The 23,042-nt window shown below is 35.6% G+C and carries 18 protein-coding genes and 1 pseudogene; 11 read left to right on the top strand and 8 right to left on the bottom strand.

What is annotated here, in order from left to right; all coding sequences use genetic code 11:
- Positions 1 to 15: 15 nt before the first annotated feature.
- Positions 16 to 1,284: a hypothetical protein gene (locus tag ABWU69_RS04110; protein ID WP_265034336.1), complete on the bottom strand. Its 1,269-nt coding sequence runs from the start codon at positions 1,282 to 1,284 to the stop codon at positions 16 to 18.
- A gap of 143 nt (positions 1,285 to 1,427) precedes the next feature.
- Here ABWU69_RS04110 and serS point away from each other — a divergent pair, with 143 nt between their 5' ends.
- Complete coding sequence (gene serS / locus ABWU69_RS04105) at positions 1,428 to 2,705, top strand: serine--tRNA ligase (RefSeq protein WP_353285426.1); 1,278 nt, start codon at positions 1,428 to 1,430, stop codon at positions 2,703 to 2,705.
- A gap of 34 nt (positions 2,706 to 2,739) precedes the next feature.
- Positions 2,740 to 4,032, top strand: coding sequence for a phosphoribosylamine--glycine ligase (gene purD / locus ABWU69_RS04100; RefSeq protein ID WP_353284990.1), 1,293 nt, complete (start codon positions 2,740 to 2,742; stop codon positions 4,030 to 4,032).
- Between the two features lie 1,007 nt (positions 4,033 to 5,039).
- Here purD and ABWU69_RS04095 read toward each other — a convergent pair.
- The gene (locus ABWU69_RS04095) at positions 5,040 to 6,200 is read right to left on the bottom strand and encodes a hypothetical protein (protein WP_353284989.1); all 1,161 of its coding nucleotides are present in this window, start codon (positions 6,198 to 6,200) and stop codon (positions 5,040 to 5,042) included.
- A gap of 338 nt (positions 6,201 to 6,538) precedes the next feature.
- Between ABWU69_RS04095 and ABWU69_RS04090 the strand changes: the two genes are divergently transcribed.
- Complete coding sequence (locus ABWU69_RS04090) at positions 6,539 to 6,706, top strand: hypothetical protein (protein WP_353284988.1); 168 nt, start codon at positions 6,539 to 6,541, stop codon at positions 6,704 to 6,706.
- Between the two features lie 150 nt (positions 6,707 to 6,856).
- On the opposite strand, the gene ABWU69_RS04085 is transcribed toward ABWU69_RS04090, so the two are convergent.
- The 3 genes from ABWU69_RS04085 to gap form a co-directional block, all read right to left on the bottom strand.
- Positions 6,857 to 7,966, bottom strand: coding sequence for a hypothetical protein (locus ABWU69_RS04085; RefSeq protein WP_353284987.1), 1,110 nt, complete (start codon positions 7,964 to 7,966; stop codon positions 6,857 to 6,859).
- A gap of 153 nt (positions 7,967 to 8,119) precedes the next feature.
- Positions 8,120 to 8,878: a twin-arginine translocase subunit TatC gene (gene tatC, locus ABWU69_RS04080; RefSeq protein WP_265025473.1), complete on the bottom strand. Its 759-nt coding sequence runs from the start codon at positions 8,876 to 8,878 to the stop codon at positions 8,120 to 8,122.
- A complete protein-coding gene (gene gap, locus ABWU69_RS04075; protein WP_353284986.1) occupies positions 8,875 to 9,861 on the bottom strand; it encodes a type I glyceraldehyde-3-phosphate dehydrogenase in 987 nt (328 codons plus the stop codon). Before gap ends, tatC begins: the two co-directional genes overlap by 4 nt.
- A gap of 168 nt (positions 9,862 to 10,029) precedes the next feature.
- Here gap and ABWU69_RS04070 point away from each other — a divergent pair, with 168 nt between their 5' ends.
- From ABWU69_RS04070 to ABWU69_RS04055, 4 genes are all read left to right on the top strand, one after another.
- Positions 10,030 to 10,881, top strand: coding sequence for a hypothetical protein (locus tag ABWU69_RS04070; protein WP_353284985.1), 852 nt, complete (start codon positions 10,030 to 10,032; stop codon positions 10,879 to 10,881).
- 203 nt (positions 10,882 to 11,084) lie between these two features.
- Positions 11,085 to 11,981 (top strand): hypothetical protein, encoded by an 897-nt coding sequence (locus ABWU69_RS04065; protein WP_353284984.1) that lies wholly within the window; start codon positions 11,085 to 11,087, stop codon positions 11,979 to 11,981.
- A 164-nt stretch (positions 11,982 to 12,145) separates the two neighbouring features.
- Positions 12,146 to 12,679 carry an HK97 family phage prohead protease gene (locus tag ABWU69_RS04060; protein ID WP_353284983.1) on the top strand — a complete coding sequence of 178 codons (534 nt, stop codon included), beginning with the start codon at positions 12,146 to 12,148 and terminating at the stop codon, positions 12,677 to 12,679.
- 135 nt (positions 12,680 to 12,814) lie between these two features.
- Positions 12,815 to 15,265 carry a hypothetical protein gene (locus tag ABWU69_RS04055; RefSeq protein WP_353284982.1) on the top strand — a complete coding sequence of 817 codons (2,451 nt, stop codon included), beginning with the start codon at positions 12,815 to 12,817 and terminating at the stop codon, positions 15,263 to 15,265.
- Here ABWU69_RS04055 and ABWU69_RS04050 read toward each other — a convergent pair.
- Positions 15,262 to 16,434 (bottom strand): CCA tRNA nucleotidyltransferase, encoded by a 1,173-nt coding sequence (locus ABWU69_RS04050; RefSeq protein ID WP_265034327.1) that lies wholly within the window; start codon positions 16,432 to 16,434, stop codon positions 15,262 to 15,264. The two genes, ABWU69_RS04055 and ABWU69_RS04050, sit on opposite strands and share 4 nt — an antisense overlap.
- Positions 16,435 to 16,518: 84 nt before the next feature.
- The gene (locus tag ABWU69_RS04045) at positions 16,519 to 17,433 is read right to left on the bottom strand and encodes a hypothetical protein (RefSeq protein WP_265034326.1); all 915 of its coding nucleotides are present in this window, start codon (positions 17,431 to 17,433) and stop codon (positions 16,519 to 16,521) included.
- 107 nt (positions 17,434 to 17,540) lie between these two features.
- Between ABWU69_RS04045 and ychF the strand changes: the two genes are divergently transcribed.
- Positions 17,541 to 18,635: a redox-regulated ATPase YchF gene (gene ychF, locus ABWU69_RS04040; RefSeq protein WP_265034325.1), complete on the top strand. Its 1,095-nt coding sequence runs from the start codon at positions 17,541 to 17,543 to the stop codon at positions 18,633 to 18,635.
- Between the two features lie 117 nt (positions 18,636 to 18,752).
- On the opposite strand, the gene ABWU69_RS04035 is transcribed toward ychF, so the two are convergent.
- Positions 18,753 to 20,546, bottom strand: a complete 1,794-nt coding sequence (locus tag ABWU69_RS04035; protein ID WP_265034303.1) for a reverse transcriptase/maturase family protein — start codon at positions 20,544 to 20,546, stop codon at positions 18,753 to 18,755.
- An 811-nt stretch (positions 20,547 to 21,357) separates the two neighbouring features.
- Between ABWU69_RS04035 and ABWU69_RS04030 the strand changes: the two are divergent.
- The 3 genes and pseudogenes from ABWU69_RS04030 (at position 21,358) to ruvX (ending at position 23,010) form a co-directional block, all read left to right on the top strand.
- Positions 21,358 to 22,292 (top strand): annotated as a pseudogene (locus ABWU69_RS04030) (transposase).
- Positions 22,276 to 22,479 carry a hypothetical protein gene (locus tag ABWU69_RS04025; RefSeq protein ID WP_353284981.1) on the top strand — a complete coding sequence of 68 codons (204 nt, stop codon included), beginning with the start codon at positions 22,276 to 22,278 and terminating at the stop codon, positions 22,477 to 22,479. Before ABWU69_RS04030 ends, ABWU69_RS04025 begins: the two are co-directional and overlap by 17 nt.
- 63 nt (positions 22,480 to 22,542) lie before the next feature.
- Positions 22,543 to 23,010, top strand: a complete 468-nt coding sequence (gene ruvX, locus ABWU69_RS04020; RefSeq protein ID WP_265034323.1) for a Holliday junction resolvase RuvX — start codon at positions 22,543 to 22,545, stop codon at positions 23,008 to 23,010.
- Positions 23,011 to 23,042: the final 32 nt, after the last annotated feature.

Raw genomic sequence — 23,042 nt, 5'->3', positions numbered from 1 at the left:
ATTCTTCATTGTAAACTATATAGCAACCTGAGCTGTATTCTGCACCCTTGAGGTAAGAGAGGTGTCCGTTCCTGGTGGAAGATCGCACAAAAGCCCGTTTTTTAAATGCTCTTTCCACCCTTCATCCTCCATAAGCGCTTTTGTAAACTCTCTTCTTTTCCCATTCAAATCAAATTTATATTCTGATAACTCTTTGTCAATTTCGTCAAATGATTTGCCTTCGTTGAGCATTTGTGTAATTTTATGAGCATTTTCTAGTGCGAATATGCCACAGTTATGTCCATCGCTTTGTTGTTTGGCTCCGGAGCTTCTTATATTACAGTTCTCTATTTCCAAAACTGCTTCCAGTGCGCTCACTATATTATCAGTATTTATTGGGACATTAATTAATTCATTTTTCTTGTCCCGACACGTTTGTGCTGTTTTTCGGACATCTTGACCCATTTCTTTTTTTCCTTGTGCATTTAATTCACTGGCTTGGTTAGTAAGAGGTGCAAATAACTCGTCTTTAATTTCATTTGCAAGTTCTATTTTCTTACGTTGACTACCAGGACTTGGTAAATCAGCACTAAAAGAATCGCAATAATAAGCTCTAAATTTTTTACTATCTGGATTGTATGCAATAACTAGCGTCACCCAATGATTACCACCTAAATTAATAACTGAGGTAAATATTCTCAAATTCTCTTGTTCTGCTTTATTTTTATATTCTCTCAATCTTTCATTCAAGGATTCAAGATTACCAGGAATACAAAAGAATATATGGCCATCTGAACTCTCTGAATAGTTATATACAGCTCTTGCAATATGAGCAATATCATGTTGTTGTAGCCAATAGGTATAATTTTCTCTATTTGTCTGATGCACAAGAGTATCCAAATTTTCATGAAACTCTTTACCACCCAAACCACTATCTAACGAAGTAGAAGAACTTCTACGCTCTGTATCATCTGAACCGTCTGTTTTTCTTGATATAGTATCCACCCCACTGTCCATTGATTCACTCTTTTCCCCCTTTGAAGCTCCTTTTCCATTTCCATTAATATAGTTCTTCGCTAATTTGTATGCTGTTGTAAGAACTACTCCCATTATAATCCAAATCACAGGATGAGAAATTAGCATAGCAAGTGGAAAGGTCAATAGAGGGGATCCTATTACCGCTCCTAAACAGCCAGCAGCGAATGTGGCTGCTAGGCATACACAAGTAGCGCAGATAACAAATTTCCCACCAGCAAAGTAAGTGCTCTCTTTAAATTGATTATATTTTTCTGTGATGCCCAACATACTATATCCTATGAACGCTAAGTTAATTAAATTTTAACAAATTCTAACAAAAAAATCAACCATAATAATTTTAGTAGTATGAGAAAATATTGAATATTAAGAGCTTTTGAAGTACAGTAATAATGTTAGTAATAGCACAATATATGCATGATATAGAATATATACGCAAAAACCCTAAAGGATTTGAAAAGGCAATGAAAAGCAGGGGGATAAGAGAGTTTACTGCAAAAGAGGTATTAGAAATTGATCACGAGAAAAGGTCATTAACCACTAAATTGCAAGATTTAAATAGGCAGCGCAATGAAATCACAGAGGAAATAAAGAAGCTTAAAATGAGCAAGAGCCCTTGTGAAGAGCAAATAAAATCATCAAAAAACATCACGAATGAGATAGAGGCAATTAGCTTAAAAGAGCAAGCAGAAAAGGATAAGTTAGTGAATGTTTTATCTAACTTGCCAAATATTTCTGCGCAAGATGTGCCAATAGGCGCAGATGAGAACTCTAATTTAGAGGTGAGAAGATATGGAGGAAAAAGACAGTTTGATTTTGTACCAGAATCTCATTATGAACTCGGAGAAAAATTAGGTTTAATGGACTTCGAACAAGCGGTGAGAATTTCCGGATCAAGATTTGCGATATTAAAAGGACAGTTAGCTAAGCTTGGACGAGCGCTAATAAATTTTATGCTTGAAATGCATGTTAATGAATTTGGCTATACTGAAGTGTATCACCCAGCTTTGGTGAAAAACGAGGCTATGTATAACGTTGGTCAGCTACCGAAATTTTCTAATGATTCATATCTAACTACCGACGAATTAAGGCTGATTCCCACAGGTGAAGTGGTTCTGACAAATTTGGTTACTGATAAAATAATAGAAAAAAAAGAACTGCCTATTCGCTTTACTGCGTATTCAGAGTGTTTTCGTAAAGAAGCAGGCAGCGCAGGGCGAGACACGAGAGGCATGATAAGGCAACACCAATTTGGTAAAGTGGAATTGGTGAGTATTACAACTGAAGACCAATCAAACGATGAACTTGAGCGCATGACGAGTGTTGTTGAAGAGATATTAAAAAAACTAGAATTACCGTATAGAGTAATGCTACTGTGTAGTGGTGATATGGGTTTTGCTGCACAAAGGACTTATGACATAGAGGTATGGTTACCTGAGCAAAATAAATATAGAGAAATATCAAGCTGCTCAAATTGTGGTGCATTTCAAGCAAGAAGGATGAACGCTAAATACTCTTCAGAAACTGATAAAAAGATAAAAAAATATGTTCACACTTTAAACGGCTCAGCTTTAGCTATAGGAAGAACGATTATTGCCATAATGGAGAATTACCAAAATTCCGACGGATCGATTATAATACCAAACGTGTTGCAAAAATACATGAGTAATGATACTGTTATAAGCAAATAATAATTTTGACATATAGAAAAGCGAGGAAATAAAGATGAAGGTTCTGGTTATAGGTTCTGGTGGACGTGAGCACGCTCTACTTTGGGCTCTAAAAAAATCTCCTATCTTGACTGAGTTATATGTAACTCCTGGTCGCCCGGCCATGGAAGATTTGGGAGTTCTTGTGGATGTAAATATTCAAAATTCAGTGGATGTTACACAATTTTGCAAGAGAGAAAATATAGAGTTGGTTGTTATTGGTCCAGAACAACCAATAATTGATGGGCTTGCTGATGATTTAGTTGCAGAGGGAATAAATGTTTTTGCTCCGAGTCAAGCAGCTGCAAAGCTTGAGGGATCAAAGTCTTTCACCAAGGGACTATGCAAGCGATATGGCATACCAACTGCCAAGTATGAGTGTTTTGTTGATGAAGGATTAGCTAAAGATTTTGTACGTAGCAATAAAATAAAGTTTCCACTTGTAGTGAAAGCAAATGGAATTGCGGCAGGGAAAGGCGTGATGATATGTTGCGCAGAAAACGAAGCTTTTTCAGCAATAGATTCAATGCTAGTGGAGAAAAAATTTGGTGAATCAGGTGAAGAAATAATCATAGAAGAGTTTTTAATTGGAGAAGAAGTAAGTTTTTTTGCTCTTGTTGATGGGTTGAAAGTAGTAACTCTTGGGTGTGCAAAAGATTATAAGAGAGTTGATGAAAGTAATGAAAGCCAAAATACTGGAGGCATGGGATCGTACTCATCACCTTCAATTATAAGTAAGGACATGGAGCAAAAAATTATCCAAAAAATAATATACCCTACAGCTCAAGCATTGGTTAACATGGGTACGCCTTATAAGGGAGTACTCTTTGCTGGTTTAATGATTTGCAGAGATGGCCCAAAACTTCTCGAGTATAACGTTAGATTCGGTGATCCAGAAACGCAATCTATATTACCTAGATTTGATTCAAAATTACCTAGATTTGATTCAAATTGCGATTTGTTAAAATTGATGTTGTCAGCTGCAGAAGGAAAGTTAAATGTCAAAATGGTGGAGCTTAATAACAAATCTACAATTTGTGTAGTTGTTGCAAGTAAAGGCTATCCGGGTGATTATCAAAAGGGAGAAGTAATTAAGGGATTAGATAAAATTGAAAGCATTCCTGGTATATTGGTGTTTCATGCTGGTACTAAATTAGATGAGAGTGGTAATTGGGTTTCAGATGGCGGAAGAGTGCTAAATATAGTAGCAGAAGGGAGCACTATAGAGGAAGCCAAAAGTAAGGTGTACTCAGCATTAAATTTTTTAGAATGGCCAGGGGGTTTCTTCAGATATGATATTGGTAGTTAATGTTAGCTGTCGGTTAGCAGGTGGCTCACAGAAACGAAAAACTTCCTTGACAAACTCCGCCAGCGCCCTTATCATGAAACTGAAGCTATTGTATTTGCTTTCGCCAATCTGCAGATTAAAAGGTAAGGATTACTTAATGTATCGGCGTCTTATGTTCAATTTTTTGCAGTATATAGATACTGTATGTCTTTACAAAACTTCATCTACATCTAGATTTTTATCTAAATAAGCTGAACGCGCTTATAAAGCGTTACAAGACATCAAAAAATGCCAATACTCGACAGAGATAGTAAAAGACTAGCTAACTCGGGGATTCTTTGTCTTTTTTTCTGCTTAGTAAATTTCTTAAACATTTGCAGCGTAGGTTAGTTGCAATTAAAAGCAGCTGAATCTCGCTTGTCAAGCGTTTAAAACATAAAAAACGCCAATATTTTAAAGCGGATAATAACCACGGGGCTTCTTTTGCCTTTTTTTTCATTTGGTAAATTTCTTAACGTTTATAGCTAACATGAAGCTAAGTACGAACTTTGTTAAACACAACAAATGGTGTCATCCCAGTGCTCCTTTTTTTGTCATCCCAGTGCCCAGACACTGGGATCCAGGAATTTTATTAAGTTGGTAAGCATAAAAGTAGCCGTTTTATGCTAAAGTACAACGTTTTGATGATTATGAAAAAGCTGGATTCCAGTGTCAAGCACTGGAATGACACCGAAGGAGCTACTGGGATGACAGGGGAAGCTGACAACCGTCATCCCGCTGCTTGTTAGCGGGATCTAGAGATACCGTGACGGTATGACGTAGAATTGCTGTCATCCCGCTACTTGTTAGCGGCTGAGATACCGCGAATGAATCGCGGGAAACCTTTCTTGGGTTAGTTATAGACAGAAAATGCAAGAATTTCAGAATGATCTGCCTGGTTTTTTATCTAAGTAATACCACTCCCTTTAGCCTCTCTATATTTGCTGAACAACTAAAAAGGGGAGGGGAGTGGCTATAAAATAGTTACACTACATGAACTCATCAGGTGAGTGATAATGATCTGATAAGTGATCTCTAACATCGTGACCTAACTTATCCACATCAGGTTTAAGCAAAGAAAGATTGTCATCGGATTGTTCTTCTGATAAGTTAAGCAAAGAAAGATTGTCATCAGATTGTTCTTCCTCTTTAGACCCAAATAACCATGAAAAGAATGACGAGATAGAATCAATAATGGATTTAATTGCTGAAAAAATATTGGATAAGAAGTTACTGGGTTGCTGAGTATCCTCTTCGGGTTCTTTTCCTTCTGTATGATCTACTTCATCCACATCTTGTTCAGGTTTACTTCTGCTTATAAGTATCTTATCTAACCAGTCGGACATATTCTTGTCTGGATTATGAAAATACATTTGACTTATCTCCTTATTTTCATCAATAGAAATTACTACAGTTGTATTCTGACTTAATTGCCCTTCATTAATGAGCGATTCATGAGAGTTCTTAATGTCTTTGATAAATTGAAGTTTTTCTTCTTCTGCTGAAAGATAACCATTGTGTTGTATATCATAATTGGTTCCTTTATATTTAAATTGAAACATCCATCCACGGTCGTTATATTCATCTACACCCATCTGCTTGCAAATAGCTTTATAATTTTTTTCTTCTACCTCAAGCCCAATTGCATTTGCCATCAGCTGACTATTTACCTGGTCCAATTCCCTTACTTTTGTTGGGGAAAACTTGAATTGAAATACGTGACCCAATTCATGGGCTAAAACATTATCCATATAAGCATTTTTATAGCACATCAGGCTTTCTTCAGATGCCATTCCCCCAGAATTATCAATCATACTCTGATGTCCAGCAAATCTCGGAATTAGAGCACCATATTTCCTATAATCATCTTTATTATTAAAAATATAGATCTGTACAGCTCCTGGTCTATCAATACAAAACTTTGCTTTATATGCATCATAAGCACTTTGGATATCCATTTTTACTTGATCTTGCTCGCGTTGTGATAGGCTATCAAAATTTATGGTGAAATCTAGATCTTTACACCTATAGTTGAATTGATTAGGCAGCACATCTTGTAATCCTGCGTATTTTGTATTCTCATCAAAGTTTCTTGATTGTGCAGTTTTATATAAATTATTATAGTATGTAATAGAGTTTCCGTTAGGCAACTTAGGTATCTGTGCGATCGTTCTTCCATAGTTATCGTAGAAAGAAATGTCAGAATTACCAATCCTAAAATCCGTTATAGATTGCCCACAAGTACCATCGTTTGCACAATCGTGATGGTCAGTCTTCTTATAAGACCATGCGTTGATGTATTTTCCTATTTTGATACCTCACTACCAAACCTTACTATATTATTATCTTGGTAGAAGTTATAATAATTCGTTAACTTGTAAAGTGCCAATTGTGAGGCTAATGAACTTTATTTGTTTGAAACTTTGCTGAAATAGCTCTTTTTATACTATGTTTTATATAGCTAAACTGACTTAGATTTACCGACAATTTGAAAAACGACAAATTCGTCATTCCGCTACTAGTTAGCGGAATCTATACCGCGAATGAATCCACAGCTGTACGAACATTGCAATTAGCAGGTAATTTGCGCAACAGACGGTGTCATCCCAGTGCTCCGACACTGGGATCCAGCCTTTCCATAATATATATTATGTAATTTTCGATACTAATAAAACTATTTCCCAACCTTTCAAACAGCAACTTGTTGAACCTCCAGATTAGCACTTAAGAAGAAGTGTTAAAGTATCTCTTTAAGTATTATATATTAGTATTTAGAGATCATATTTATTATAGATCTTAAAAGTACTCATAACGCGTAAACTATGATACTGTCTGAGCAACACTCGCTACTTTGTTTGAGGTCTGGTCCATCTAGTTTATTACTAGGTTTTAATACTGCATATGTAATGCCACCAGCAACAATCCCGACTGCCAGCGCAGCAGCTACAGCTATACCAACTAAAGCCAATATTGGTAATTGAACACCAGCAGCAAAACATCCACCGAAAGCTATTAATCCAGCTATAATACTAGAAGCACCACCAACTTTCATTGCTATATCAATTGCCATACTCTTCTCAATTTTATAAATTTCGTTTAGAGAATCATGATTTTCAGTTACCCATAAAGAACGTTTTAATCTTTCATAATCACTTTCTACCATGCTAGTAAGAACTTCTTTTAATATACCTTCCTCTTTAGCTGCATCTAAAATAGCTTTAGTTCTTTCTCCCCCATCATTAAAACCTAGAGCATAGACAATCGGTGTTGCATACGTATTTGCACAAATAAGAACCTCTTTTAATATACCTTCCTTTTTAGCTGCACCTAAAAGAACTCCAGCTTTTTCTTTCCAATCATTAAAATCTAGAGCATAAGTAAACGGTATTATATATTTCATATATTTCGTACTATCTGGATACTTTTTACATATATTTGCAGAAGTAAGAACTTTTTTTAATATACCTTCCTCTTTAGCTGCACCTAAAAGAACTCCAGCTTTTTCTTTCCAATTATTAGAATCTAGAGTATAGCCAAGCGGTGTTATATCATACTCCACACCATCTGGGCACTTTTTACGTATATTTGCAGAAGTAAGAACTTTTTTTAATATACCTTGCTCTTTAACTATAAGTAAGACCTCTTCAGTTATTTCTTCCCTCTCATTAAAATCTAGACGATAGCTAAGCGGCGGTACAGCAAAATCTAGAGCATAGCTAAGCGGCGGTACAGCATATTCCACACCATCTTGGCACTTTTTACGTATATTTGCACAAGTAAAAATCGTCAAAAAATCATCTCTTGATCTTCCCTTTAAAAGGTCATTAACACTCTCGCCTTCGCCTTGCTCTATTATTTCCCTTAACTGCTCGTATACTCTCTGTAATCTTTGATTTACCATATACTTACCTAACATAAAAACTTAAGCTTAATTATTCCATATTTTAACAAAAAAATCAACCGGAGTGGCATCACATATCACATACACTCAAACAAGAAAAGGCGCTCAGGTATTCATCTTTTTTTTCAACAACTAATATTCTTGTTTTTTTAAGCACTCTATCTATATTCAATCCTTTGCCTTCTTCTCAATATACCTACATATCAGAATGGACAATTCATATAGAATCAGCATTGGTATTGCAAGCCCTACTTGGCTTAATACATCAGGTGGAGTTAAGATTGCAGCAATAATAAAAATTACCACTATTGCAATTCTGCGTTTATTTGACAAACTTTGTGTAGTGAGTAACCCTACTCTCACCATCAATGTGAGTATTACTGGAATTTGAAATGCAGTGCCAAATGCAAACATAAATTGGAGAACGAGGTCTAAATATTCGCTAACTGATGGCATAAACTCTATTGGTATACCGAAAGATTTCCCACTATGTTCAAAAGTGATGAAAAACTTCCAGGCTAAAGGAAATATATAGTAATAGACTACAGTAGCTCCCGTTACAAATAAAACCGGTGTTGCAATTAAGTATGGCAACAACACTGCCCTTTCACTTTTATATAACCCAGGTGCTAAGAACATATAAAATTGCCATGCAAACACAGGAAAAGAAAACAAAAGTGCGCTCATTATTGCAACTTGGAGATACACAAAAAATGCCTCTGTTAAGTCTGTGTAAATTAAAGAAAAACCTTCGCTACCTTTTGTTGCTTCTATTAAAGGTGCAAGTAAAAAACGGTATATATTTTCCTTAAAGTAGTAACAAAAACCAAAAGCAACGCAAAAAAATAGAAAGCAAAAGATAACTCTTTTTCTGAGTTCCGCAAAGTGCTCATAAAAAGAGGCATATTTGTTCGAGTTTTCATTCATACTTTACTATGGCTCAATAATGCTATGTCTAACATTCTCAGCGAAAAAGCCCACTCATTGTCATACCACGCTGCAATTCTACAGATGTTGCCTGTAACATATGTACCAGTTGAATCCACAATTGCACTATAAGGGTTATGCACAAAGTCTATTGAAACTAAAGGTTCCGCACATACAGAAAGCACATTGCTTGCTGCATCCTTAAACATTTCATTTATTTCTTTAACGGTCGCTTTCTTATCAGTCGTAAATGTAAAATCAACCATAGAAACATTGCTAACTGGAACTCTGACGGCAGTGCCATCTAGCTTTCCCTTTAATTCAGGAATTACAGAACCGATTGTTTTTGCTGCCCCGGTTGTAGTTGGCACCATAGATAGTCCGCAAGCCCTTGCCCTGCGCAAATCTTTATGATTACCATCAAGAACATTTTGATCATTCGTGTAGGCATGTATAGTAGTCATAAAACCGCTTTTTATACCTAGATTGGAGTGTAGAACCTGCACAATTAGAGCCAGGCAATTTGTAGTGCAAGAACCTGCTGATATCACTTTATGCTCTTTTTCGAGCATATCGTTATTCACACCGTAAACTATAGTGACATCAGCATCCGGAACTGGAGCAGAGACAATTACTTTCTCTGCATTGTGCCTTATTGCTTCTTCACGCTTGTTAAATGCACCAGTACATTCAAGTATTACATCAACATTCCAAGGAATATTTTCAGGGCTCCGTTCTCTATATAAAGAAAATTTTCTGCCGTTTATAGATAGCCAATTTTGAGACTCATTAAAATCAATATCACCACTGAATTTGCCATGAACAGAATCATATTTAATCAAATGTGCATGCTGCTCAGCACCGAGCGATCCGTTCACTGCTACAACTTCTATCTGCTTGCTATATTTTTCCACTTCATGGATAGCGCGCAGAACACTTCTTCCTATTCTACCCAGACCATTAATTCCTACACGAATCGTCATCTCTTCATTCAAAAAATTTAATTATAGAGGATATCGCTTGATATTTCATTCTATTCTTTTGACTGCTAATTGGCATTTTATTCCTTAATATATTAATTATTTATCTTGATTAGATAACTATAGTACCATATTATTTAACTAAATATTTAAATATTAATGGTAATTATTATGGATTTAGAAAACTTACAACAAGAGTTGCTTGAAATAATTCTTCTCATAACTGCAGAAAGTAGTGAAGAAGAAGTAAGAAGTATGCAAGATCGAGCATTTAAGATTATCGATGAATTAAGAGATCATATTAATGATAATATAGGAATGAATGATAATCTGAGAATGCCAACTTTAGACTGGATTGCCTTTTGTGATATTCACGATGGTGTAAGGTTAAATAACAGATCTTTGTTAGACTTAGAAGATGCTGTAAAAAGTATCGGAGGGAAAACTTCACAAGAGTTAGGGCAAGTACGTGAGATTCCACGGCAAATGAATAATCTTGGATTAGCGGAAATTGTAGCACAATATCAGGTGCACATGAGAGAAAGAGAAGAGAGAAATTTAAGGATTATCAACTCAATTGGAATATTCGGTGTAACATTCTTAGGAGCTAATCTTGGAGAATCAGAAGTAGGTGAAATTATTGGGGCAACACTTGGAGGATTGTTATCCATGCCAATAACGGTTATGTTACCAGCGGCACTGGCATCAATATTTGTACGCGGAGGGCATATTACATCAAGAAAAGTAACACAAGAGATAATACGCCCAATGAGTGAACCGATGGCTGGATTATCAGCAGCTTTAGGAGCAGGCATGACAATATTACTTACAAGCAGAGCTGGAACAAATATGGAATTTGGAGAATCATTAAGATCTAGTCTTATAGCTGCGACTGGAGCTGGAATTGGTGCTGCATTGTCATTGGCTTTTATTAGAAGAGCGTTTGCTAATCGTTCTGTTGTTCCTGCAAATTTGGAAAATGTTGCCACTGAACAACCAAATATGCAAGGACAGAATATATAGCTCTTTCCTACTTTCTCCTTTATCGTTATCCCAGTGTTGTGACACTGGGTGTTCCGCTATTTTTGTATTTTGTGGCTAAGCAAAGGATATTATTTTGATGCTAATTGGCATTTTATTCCTTAATATATTAATTATTTATCTTGATTAGATAACTATAGTACCATATTATTTAACTAAATATTTAAATATTAATGGTAATTATTATGGACTTAGAAAAATTAAAAAACTTACAACAAGATTTGCTTGGAATAATTTATCTCATAGTTGCAGAAGCTAGTGAAGAAGAAGTGAGAAATATGCAAGATCGAGCATTTAAGATTATCGATGAATTAAGAGATCATATTAATGATGATATAGAAATTAATGATAATCTGAGAATGACAATTTTAGACTGCATTGTCTCTTGTGATAGTCAAAATGGTGTAAGGTTAAATAACAGATCGTTGTTAGACTTAGAAGATGCTGTAAAAAGTATCGGAGGGAAAACTTCACAAGAGTTAGGGCGAGTACGTGAGGTTTCACAACAGGAACAAGCTACGATGTTGTTTAGAGAAATTATGGAGTCTAGGGCAGAACTTATAGCATCTATGCAAGAAGAAAGACGAAATAGAATTTTAGGACAATGGTCAGGAATAGATATATGTCGTGGAGTACTTGCAATATCCGCTGTAATGACATACCCAGAAACTCGTCTGGGAGAATCAGAAGTAGGTAACATTGTTACGGCAACACTTGGAGGATTGCTGTCCATACCATACCTTGTATTATCACGGCAACTGAGATACTCAGACTCCATGGATATTACAACATCAAGAGAAATAGCACAAAGGTTAGTACACTCAATAAGTGAACCAATGGCTGGATTATCAGCAGCTTTAGCAGGAGGCATGGTAATTTTAGGTTTCAGCATAACTAGAAGAGCAATTGGAATAAATGTGGGATTTCAAGAATCATTAAGATCTGGTCTGATAGCTGCAGCCGGAGCAGGAATTGGTGCTGCATTGTCAACGGCTTTGGTGAGAAGGGCGCTTGCTCCTGTCTCTACAAATTTGGAAGATGTTGCAACTGAACAACCAAATATGCAAGGACAGAACAGATAGCTCTCCCCTACCCTTCTGTATACAAAATAGCAAGTCATAAAACCTTGCTATTTTGTTACTTAAAAAAAATACTTCCCCTTTTTAGAGAACTGCATATAATAGATTTGACATTGCAGTGCATTATACAAACAAAATTCCCAATACTATAACCTACAGGAGGCTTTATGAATAAGAAATTTTTCTATTCACCATTGTCAATAAAAAGTATAGGAGAAAACGGTGTATTTTCTGGTTATGCTAGCGTTTTTAATATAGTTGATAAACAAAATGACCTGATCTTACCTGGGGCATTTAAGGAAAATTTAAACAGAAATAAAATAAAACTCCTTTGGCAGCACAATCCAGGTGAACCTATAGGTAGTATCATAGATATTTATGAGAATGATGTTGGTCTATATATAATTGCACATTTACTTTTGGGTATTCAGAAAGCAGAAGAAGTGTATTTGATGCTCAAAACTGGAGCAATTAACGGACTTTCCATCGGCTATATACCTATAGAGTATGATGTTGATCATAAAAGCGGAGCTAGAGTGTTAAAACAAGTGGAATTATGGGAAGTCAGTCTGGTCACTTTTCCTGCAAACTTGGCTGCTCAGGTAATCAATGTGAAAAATCAGAACAATGAACAGGAAATGTTAGCAAGAGCGATAGGAAAAGCAAATGCTGTACTTACAGACATGTGTATTTCTGCTTAAAGTGTATTAGGCGGGCAAAGACTTTACCATAATTTGACGCCTGCGTTAGTATTTATTTAACATTTATACTAATATATATAACTTTATTACTGTTAAAATTTTCTGTAAATTAAAGTTAAAAAATAAGGTAATTTTATGCTAAATATTAATAATACAGTTAATTATAAAATTAATGTTAAACGAAAGGAAAAAAAATACAGCTGGTCTACTGTATTTGCTTGGTTGTACTTAAAAACAATTGGACGAATACTACCAAAGAAATGGAACAAATGGGCAGAAAATATTCTATATTACGATAAAGCTACTGGAAGTAATGAAATTCGGACTGATGATCCTGAAATAACAGATGAAAGTGCTCAAATTGAACCTGAGATTGCAGAAAAAGGGAGTCAAAGTGAAGTAATAAGTAAGGATGAAACTACATTTCAAGATACGACAATGCAGACCGAATACATTGAAACAACGGATAAAAATATTGAAGCTGATTTAGAATCTGAAGTTGCAGAAAAAGGGAGCCAGAGTGAAGTAATAAGCGAGAATGGAGAGGTTCAAGAAGATGAAGAATATTTAGAGAATTTTACAGTGTTGTCAGAAAGTGATAGTACTGTAGAAAAAATAGATAGCATTTTATTGGAGGTAGGTAAAATTGGAAAAGAACATGAGCACCTTGGCGCTGATCTAAAGAAGCTTATGGATAAGTTCGGAGCACAGGGCATAAATAGTACACATGATCAGTTAATAAGTACCATTAAAGATGGATATAAGGGAATTCTTAATGAACAAAATTTGGTTGCTCAGGAAAGTGAAGTTCTTAAAGAGAAGGTACAAGAATTTATTGATATTTTAACAAATTCAGAATCTGTACTGGGTAGTACTTTTAGTGTATTATTTCAGGAAAAGGAAGAAGAAATTAGCAAGCTAGCAGGTGAATTAAAGCAAGCTCAAGAAAAAAATGCAGAATTAGAAGGCAAAGTTGGGAATTTAGATCATGAAATAGGAAGGCAGAAATCAGATATAGACAGATTGAATGATCAATTAGCTGGAATGGAGGAATTGAGAATACAATTGAAAAGCACTCAGGAATCTAAGCAACAATTAGAGAAAGAAAAGATTGATTTAGAAGATAAATTGAAAGATTTAAATAGTCAATTAAGAACTGCAGTAAAAGAGAGAGAAGACTCAAAAAATGAGGTTTCTAAATTACAAAAACAGGTGCAGATCTTAGAAGGAAGTAAAGAATGGGAGTTAGCTGGAATAGATGATAGCTTAAAGAAAGTTTTTTTGGATGTGATAGGAATGTTAGAAAAAGAGCTATTAATAAATAATCGAGAGCAACGACTACAGGGAAAAGAAGTTGACTTAGAAGATAAATTAAAAATTTTAGTCAGTCAGCTAAATGCTACTGAAGAAGAAAAGCAGATCTTAGAAGGGAATAAAGCTGAAGAAATAGAAAGACTAAAGGCAGAATTAAAGAAAGAATCAGATGAAGCGTTACAAGAAAAGCTTGCAGAACAAGAGAAGTTGATTGAGCAGCTAAAAAAGGAACAGAAGCAAGTAGAAAGCCAATTGGAAGCTGATATTAAGAGACTACAGGAAGAAAAAAGGGATCAGTTAACTGAAATAGATAGCTTAAAGGGAAATTTGTCAATTGTGGAAGAACAGTTAAAGCAACAACTACTGTTAAATAATCAAGAACAACAAAAGTTGGAAGAAAAGTTAAAGGATGTTGATAAAAGATTAGAAGATATTGATGAAAAAACTAAAAAATCACAAGAACAAACAAAAGCTCACAAGCCAGATGCAGTGAGTTTGGTAAGCACAGTATCTACTGGAAAATCAACTACTAGCTCTAGTAGATCAACCCTTTCAAAATTGCGGAACTTGCCCAATAAGCTTTTTGGGGATAAGAATCTCAATAACTTTTTATCTAGGAAAAACGAGGAGTTAAAAAAAGGTTTTCCTGAATTTAAAGAAAAGCACTTTTGCCATAACGTGCTTGATGAAACCATAAAATCTCTATCAAATAAAAATAGTGGAAAATTTGAAAGTAAAGAATTACTTAAATTATTAGAAAGTAATTTAAAACAATCCGCAAGGGAGATCATAGAAGCCAAGGTTAAAGAAGTTGTCAACAAACATTGTAACATTGGAGAAAATGTAGGTAAAGAACTACGAGATGGCACGTTAAAAGCCAAGTTGTCACCTTCTGTTAGAAAATGCGTAAAAAAATTAGAATTTAACAAACAAGAAGGGGTAAATAAGATTGTAGACTCTATCTTGCACAGCTTTAATAGCAAGAATAATAATAATAACGACTCAGTAGAATTACTTAAAGAAATTGTTGTGAAAGAGCTAGTAGAAGCTAGAATGAGATTTTTTTTAGATAAGATTCAAGAGTTACAACTGACATCAAGCATAAGAGATAAATTTTTATCTACAGATCAGGGAATGTGTAATCAAACTCAAGGAGGAGTAAACGAATACCAATTAACAGAAAAAGCTAAAAAAGAATACACACCTAATTCCTCGATGAGTCACACTAATACTGTAAGCATACATTCATTGAACAGTCGGAAAGCAAGTTAGAGTAGGCTCTTAACATAAAGCACCAGCTCCTCTTTTGTTAAAGTGTAGGAGCTGTCTTCCCAATGTTGTTTTAGCAACTCCAAGCTCCTACCTAAACTTTTTCCTGGCTGGTGACCTATACTTATTAAATCATCGCCAGATAAAGGAAATTTTGGAATATTGAATGTGTTAGCAAATGAAATGTATTTATCAACATTTTCTCCAGACTCAACACCACAAATTTTTGCTAAATCACAATATAATTCTCTACCAAATAAAGATATGTATTTTTTTTGCTCTTTTTCTGAGAGTTCTGTTTTGATATCGTTGGATAGTAAAAATAGCAGCTTTTTCTTTTGCTTGTTCGAAAGACGTAAAAATTTGCTTACATATTCTCCAAGACTTAGCCTGTCATTTTTGGTGGTCCTAAGGAGTAACGCTAATTTTACTAGTGCATCAGTGCCCAAAAGAAGTGACGAAGACAGAATTTCGCATTTGACTTCTTTTGGAATAATTTTTTGTAACACATCAGATTCTTGCATGCTCTTAAGTGTTGGAAAAGGATCATTGCATTCCAGCAATTTAAGTATTTCATCTCTTATTCTCTCTCCAGAGAGGTTTTGGATCATATGCGAATGCTTTTTGCATACGCTTAGTATTTCATCACTCAAATCTCCGACACATATTTTTGCATGAAAACGAAATGCTCTTAAAATACGTAGATAGTCTTCTTTAATTCTATCTTCAGCGTTGCCTATAAAGTTTAACCTTCGCGCCTTTAAATCCTCGATACCACCAAAGTAATCATATATATGGCCATGCTTATCTGCATATAGAGCGTTAAATGTAAAGTCGCGCCTTGAAGCATCCGCTTGCCAATTATTAGTAAATTCTACTTTTGCATGCCTGCCATCACATTTCACATCATGCCTTAGTGTTGTGATCTCAAAAGATCTTTGATTTAGAACCGCAGTTATAGTCCCATGTTTTAAGCCAGTTGGAATAGTTTTTATATTACGGAGTTTTAGCGCTTTCATCACCTGATCAGGAAGCAAATTGGTAGCGAGATCAATATCATGGACATCACGCTGCAAAATTGAGTCTCTCACACACCCGCCGACAAGCCTAGCCTCACCACCAAATTCCTCTATGGCATCAATAATTAAACTAGTTTCATGGTCAACTTGCATTTAGGTTAGTACGTACTGCAAGTTCATATTATATGAAATGCTTGCAAAAAGCCCCATATAAAAATATATAGGGCTATAAAGATTTTACAGGTGTGGTTGTTGATGAAATGCTTTTTCTATTCTTGGTTCCTCCATACCACATCTTGGTAAATTTGAAGGGTTTTGCTTCTCAGAGCGCTCTATGCGCTGCTTTATATCACTAACGCACTGCTCTACAACATCATAAATTTTTCCATTAGCATTTTCTGCCAATAACTCATCAAATCTCTTCTCAACCTCTGCTCTCTCAGAGATATCCTTTGAAAGGTTACAGTACTCTAAGATCTCGTCTACCTGAAGTTTTTTTGCTAATAGGAAATCTTCTTGTTCTTGCTCTTGTTTAAGTTTAGCTTCCTCTTGTAATTGTTTTGCTAAACTTTTATTTCTATCAAGCAACGGTTCGAAATGCAATCCGCCTTTGTTTATTACATGCACAATACTACTATCATCATAATCAACTTTATTGTATTCACCTGCATTTTTTGAACCTGAATTGTCTATTAATTGATGCAAAAACCGATCTTGTTGGATGTCAATAGCACGCAATGGGTTACTCTCTACAACATGCAATTTCACACCATACTTTTCACAAAGTATTCTGCCTTCAATGTCAGAATCACCCCATCTACTGTTGTTCATGATATTTGCTGTATAATCACTTACAGTCTCATTACGGCGCTGGCCATTGTTATCATAACTATTGGCAATTGCATCTATAAACCATTCTGGCGGATTCTTTTGCGCAAATTCCCTACAATCATTTCTTAATTTTTCGACAGTAACTTGCTCTCCTGTCTGTTGTTCTAGACTTTGTCTGAACGAGTCAAAAAAGCAGCTTCCATTACCAATTGCTTGCCCTACATAAAAATTGTCAGGGTAAGAATTACTATTTAAAGAAGTTACTTCACTTTCAACATTGTAAAAATCACTTAGTAGCTTCTGCTTCTGAGCTGTAGTCATGGTTTTACCTCAATTTAATATATATTACTATACCAACAAAATTGTAACTAATTAAGTATAGCAAAAATTCTTAAATTATGCAATAATTATGGCTTTAAATAGCAAATATGAGCTTTAACTGTGGTATAGTTGGGTTACCAAACATAGGAAAATCAACCTTATTTAATGCTCTTACAGAGTCAAGTGCAGCCGAAGCTGCAAATTATCCTTTCTGCACAATCGAGCCAAATATAGGCAAGATTTCGATAAAAGATCAGCGCTTGAAACAAATCGCAGCAATTGCCGGTTCAGAGAAGGTAATCTACAACCAATTAGAAGTTGTAGATATTGCAGGTCTGGTAAAGGGTGCGAGCAAAGGTGAAGGGCTCGGCAATAAATTTTTAAGCCATATCAGAGAAGTTGATGCCATCGTTCATCTGCTCAGGTGCTTTACGGATGACGATATTAGCCACGTACACAGTAAAATAGATCCAATATCAGATGCTGAAGTGGTAGAAATGGAATTAATCCTAGCTGATATTGATAGCATAGAAAAAAGGCTTCCTCAATTGGAAAAGAAAGCAAAGCAAGGTGATAAAGAGCTAAAGAGACAACTTGAATTAATGCAAGAGGTATTAGCTACTTTAAAATTAGGTAAACCTGCAAGAAGCTTGGAGAATATCGATGGAGATGAGATGAAGTCGCTTCAATTGCTCACAACAAAGCCCGTTATGTACGTTTGCAATGTTGAAGATACAAATGTTATAACTGGCAATGAATTATCTAAAAAGGTAGAGAGAATGGCGGAGGAAAATAAAAGCAAATTTTATTGCATTTCAGCAAAACTTGAAGCAGATATTGCAAATCTTGATAGTGAAGAGGAAAAACAGAGTTTTTTATCAGAATTTGGCTTACAAGAATCAGGCCTTGATGGAGTAGCGCGTATTATGTATGAAGTGCTGAGTATGATAACTTTCTTTACTGTGGGCCCCAAAGAAGCACGGGCATGGCCAGTAAAAATAGGATCAACAGCTGACAAAGCTGCAGGTGCAATCCACACTGATTTTGAGAAAGGCTTCATAAAAGCAGAAACTATAAGCTTTGCAGACTACATAAAGTATGGAAGTGAACCGGCTTGTAAAGACGCAGGAAAAATTCGCTTTGAAGGCAGAGATTATATCGTACAAGATGGTGATATAATGCACTTTAGGTTTAATGTGTAGCTTTCTGGGGAGAAGAAGTAGAGTGGGCAGCCAGCGAGTTACTTGTTAAGTACTTTTCCAACAACCCCTCTCCGAACCACGCATGATCGTTTCCGTATCACGTGGCTCTCCAATAATCTAACGTTTTAAGGAGTCACCATCATATTTTCCATATTGGATTTTCTTATGGCATTCATGACAAACAACAAGAGTTTTCCTCTGTCGTTCAATCATTCTCTTTTTCCATTCCGGTAGTTCAGTATTACGTTTACCTAGCAAATCAGCAAGTTTACGTACGTGATGTACTTCAATCTGCTCTTGTGATTTACATAATTCACAAGTTTGTGCCAATAGTCTTTGCTCTATTTCACTACGCTTATTCCATATTGGTATAAGGTTATCACTTATGCTTACCCATTTATTCCATTTTAGCGACACAGCACCAAAGTGTGTAATTAATGGTATCTTTGATGGTAAACGATCTACTCTGATTTGGATGACTTTTCGTTTTTCACCTTCATCGTTTTCAATCGTCGCACCAAATTTTCTATAAATTTTCCTGCAAGTTGTTTTGTATTTAGATGCTAAAGTCTTTACTAATGATACTTCCATCACATATTTCAGATAACTTAGTGTGTGAAGGTTGTAGGCCATTTTATAGTATTGTACAATTCCTCGATATTCAGTTTGATACTGAGCAACAATACTGTAAGCTGTATCAATTGTACGTTGAGGTAAATGTATCGGTTTACCACAACGCATATATTCAGAACACTTTTTCTGCTTTATATGATGTGGTACACGTAACCCAATACTACCGTTAATACATCGTTGTGTCCGATGATCATGTTTGTCATCTGCATGCAAAACATGTATTTCATAACCCAAAAAATTGGCTTTGCTATCACACGCATGTGTAATAAACGTTTTATCTTCATTAAGCATAAGTTTGAGCTCCTCATTGAGAAACCCAGCAATCTCATTCTTAATTTGTTCAGCTTCATTCTTTGGTCCTGCAAACCCTACCAGAAAATCATCAGCATACCTAACATACCAAAGACGTCGATAATTTAGATCGCAAGAATCCTTAGATGGCATACCCTGCACTAATTGACGCAGTTGTTTTGCTTGATCCCAGTTCCCTTGTTTTCTCATCATCGATACTTGCATGGTTAACCTTAAATATTTTGGATTTGTCCTTCTTCGCTTACCTCGGTTATTTGCTGGTATTAGTATATGCTCCACATGTTTATCTAACCGATCGAGTAATATGTTACTCAGAATTGGACCAATAATAGAACCTTGTGGTACCCCACTATGACTCTTATTGTACTTCCAATTTTCCATATATCCTGCTTTTAGCAGTCGATTGATTAGCTGAATAAAACGGTTATCTTGGAAGCTTTCACTCAGTATTTTCAACAACATAGTATGATCAATTGAGTCATAACATGCACTGAGATCTCCCTCTATAAACCATTTTGTACCTCTGCCTTTTTGCATTACTGCTCTTAATGCAGTGTGGCATCCACGCTTTGGTCGAAATCCATGTGAACATTCACTAAATTTAGGCTCATAGTAGGCTTCCAATATTAATCGGATTACTTCTTGAAGTAACTTATTTGACCATGTTGGCAACCCTAACGGCCTGCGTTTACCACTCTTCTTTAAAATATAGATACGTTTTACTGGTGTCCACCGATATCGCTCATAGCGTAAATCCTCTATGATTTTATCGATTTTCTCCAAAGACATACCATCAACTGTTTCAGTTGTCACACCTTCTGTCATAGCACCTTTATTACGACAAAGTTTGCCATACGCTCGAAGGTAAAGATCACTCTGATAAAGTAGGCGATATACGTTTTTAACCGGCAAATTTCTTTGTCCACGTTCACGTATAATGTTAAGTATTGTTTCAGCTTTCCGCATCTTGCGTACCTCCCAATTTCAACATTCAATTATCTGTCACCCTTTGCCCTGTATGTGGCTTTCCCACACTCCCCGGTGATTCGTTACTTTCACGACTACTACGATGACTCCGTAACCATAGAACTCGCGTTCCTTAGGTCATCCCATGTTCCGTCACTAAGAACTGTTCTAGATCAACTTAGGTTTTCCATTCATCCTCTTAAATAAGTTCACTACTTATCGTTCTACAGCCAGAATGTCACACAAACGAAAGTTTAATCTGTGCTTACCGTAGACATGGGGTTTTAAATGCGATACCCATGGATGTGAAGTCCCACCCCTGAAGATTAGAATTCAAGCAGTTTAGCTTTAACCATATTGATCAGGTGTTGCAAGCCGTTATCTTATACATCTTCAGATAACTCTCGCTTTACATACATGCTCTTGTCCTCCTTCCCTTTCGGGTTAAAGTTAGTTGTTCACCTCGAGGCCATTTATTCTGAACCCCGCTTAGCTCCGCTAAGTATTTCTTAATGCGTACCACGGCGCACACTCTCCTTCTACAGTGTATCCGTTTAGGGGAGAGGTTTAAGAAACAATTGACCTTACCCAGAAGGTATGAATTAGGTATTGCTTGGTTGGAAGCAAGAGAAGATAATCACTTCTCAGAGTGGATAGGTGGCAGGTTGGCACTTTTTCTGAGTGTTCTTGTATAAAGTATATGAAAGAAGACCTCGTTACTCAGATTCTGCCACCGGTGAGGCTCACAAAATGTGATGACCTCGTATAGGAGTTTGGACCAACCAGTACTCTGATATATTGAAATGTGCAATTGGAGGAAAAATATGCGTCACATAGGCATTATACCAATAGTTTTACTGTTTGTTACTTGCAAGAAGGAAAATCGGAGTATATTCAAACGTTTCGCTTAAAAGACTTAAATAATTTTATCAGAAATCTTCAAGAAACAGATGAAATAGCTAACAGGCAATAGCTGTTTTTTTTATGACGCAGTGTCACCTTATGTTAAGAGCGTGGTCTCCTGGACAGTTTGAAGTTGTTCGTCGCTCTGTGAACAAAACGGACAAGCACGATGCGCGAGCTATTGCTTTTTTTCTAAGCAAAGGTATGTTGCCTGAAGCAAAGCAAACAATGCAAGCAGTTAGCTTCTCTTCTTCAAACAAGAGACCAGTTACGGGTATCTTTAATCAATAAAATGCATGGTCTTTTTAATTACCATGGGATAAAAATTAAAAAGGAAGCACTTACAACTAAGGTGGGTGCTATTGGAAAGTATACTTGGGATCCTTTAGAAAAGGTTGAAATTGAAGTAATTAGCTATCATTTGGAAGCTATTCGGGAAAGTCTTAAAAAACTTGAGAAGGAAATTATAGCTTTTGCCGAACAGCTTCCTGAACCTTATCAGCATAAAAGGAATTGGCCCAATTTCTGCAGCTATTTTTATTGCAACAATTGGAGACATTAATGATTTTCATAGGCCTGAGAAACTTACTGCATATTTTGGAATTGTGCCACAAATCTAATCAACAGTGCACGATCGGAACAAACGTGATATTCTTTAGTGCAGTGTACTTGGGTTGCTATACGCTTATCTGAACAGCTTATGTAAAAAAAAAGCGTGGTTCTACTAAGGCTATTATTGCTACTGCCAGGAAATTTCTTACAACTATTTTCTATACTCTTAAAAATGACTGGGTTTTTAAAGATTTCACAAAATTTGAATTTTTTATTGGACAACAATCATAGGAGAAAAAGTGAAGAGAAAGAAAAGGCGTTTTTTTATAATAAAAATGTTTTTTCAAAAGGAGTAGTAATAACAAAAAGAAGAGAATATACAGTTGAGTTTAAATTAGAAGCTGTGTATAAACAGCATAAGCATTCTGCTATTAATTATTGCATTCCTGAGCAATTTGATTCATTATTCTTTTTGTAAAAAATTTTCTTAACTTTCTCTCTACTTTTTCTGGGTAAGGTCACTTTAAAGGAAGTCTAATAGATGCTACATAGAAATCCAGATGAGTTCCTAAAGTCTATTCCAAAAGATAAGCGCATAATGTGCCTTGACATGGGAGAAAAGCAACTAGGCATAGCATTTAGCGATAAAACACAGCTTATAGCCACAGCTCATAGTGTATATTATAGGAAAAATATGAACAAAGATTTAGGTTATCTGCATAGAATATTTAAAGAAAATGAAGCTGGATCAATGGTAATAGGACTACCATTCAAAATGGACGAGCAAGAAACTAAATGGTGTAAAACCATAATCCAATTCGCAAATAAAATAATAAAAAAATATAAAGTAAATATATACTTACAAGACGAAAGCTTCTCAACATCTATCGCAACTCATACACTAAAAATCACTGGAATATCAATCACAAAATCGAAAAAAATAGATGATAAAATCTCCGCATGTATTATTTTGCAACGAACGTTAGACAAGATAAATACAATCAAATAGTTTTTTCAGATCTGGAAATCTTCAAACTGAAT

This window comes from Wolbachia endosymbiont (group A) of Beris morrisii, from assembly GCF_964028185.1.
Taxonomy (GTDB): domain Bacteria; phylum Pseudomonadota; class Alphaproteobacteria; order Rickettsiales; family Anaplasmataceae; genus Wolbachia.
This window is presented reverse-complemented; position numbering and strand designations above follow the sequence as displayed.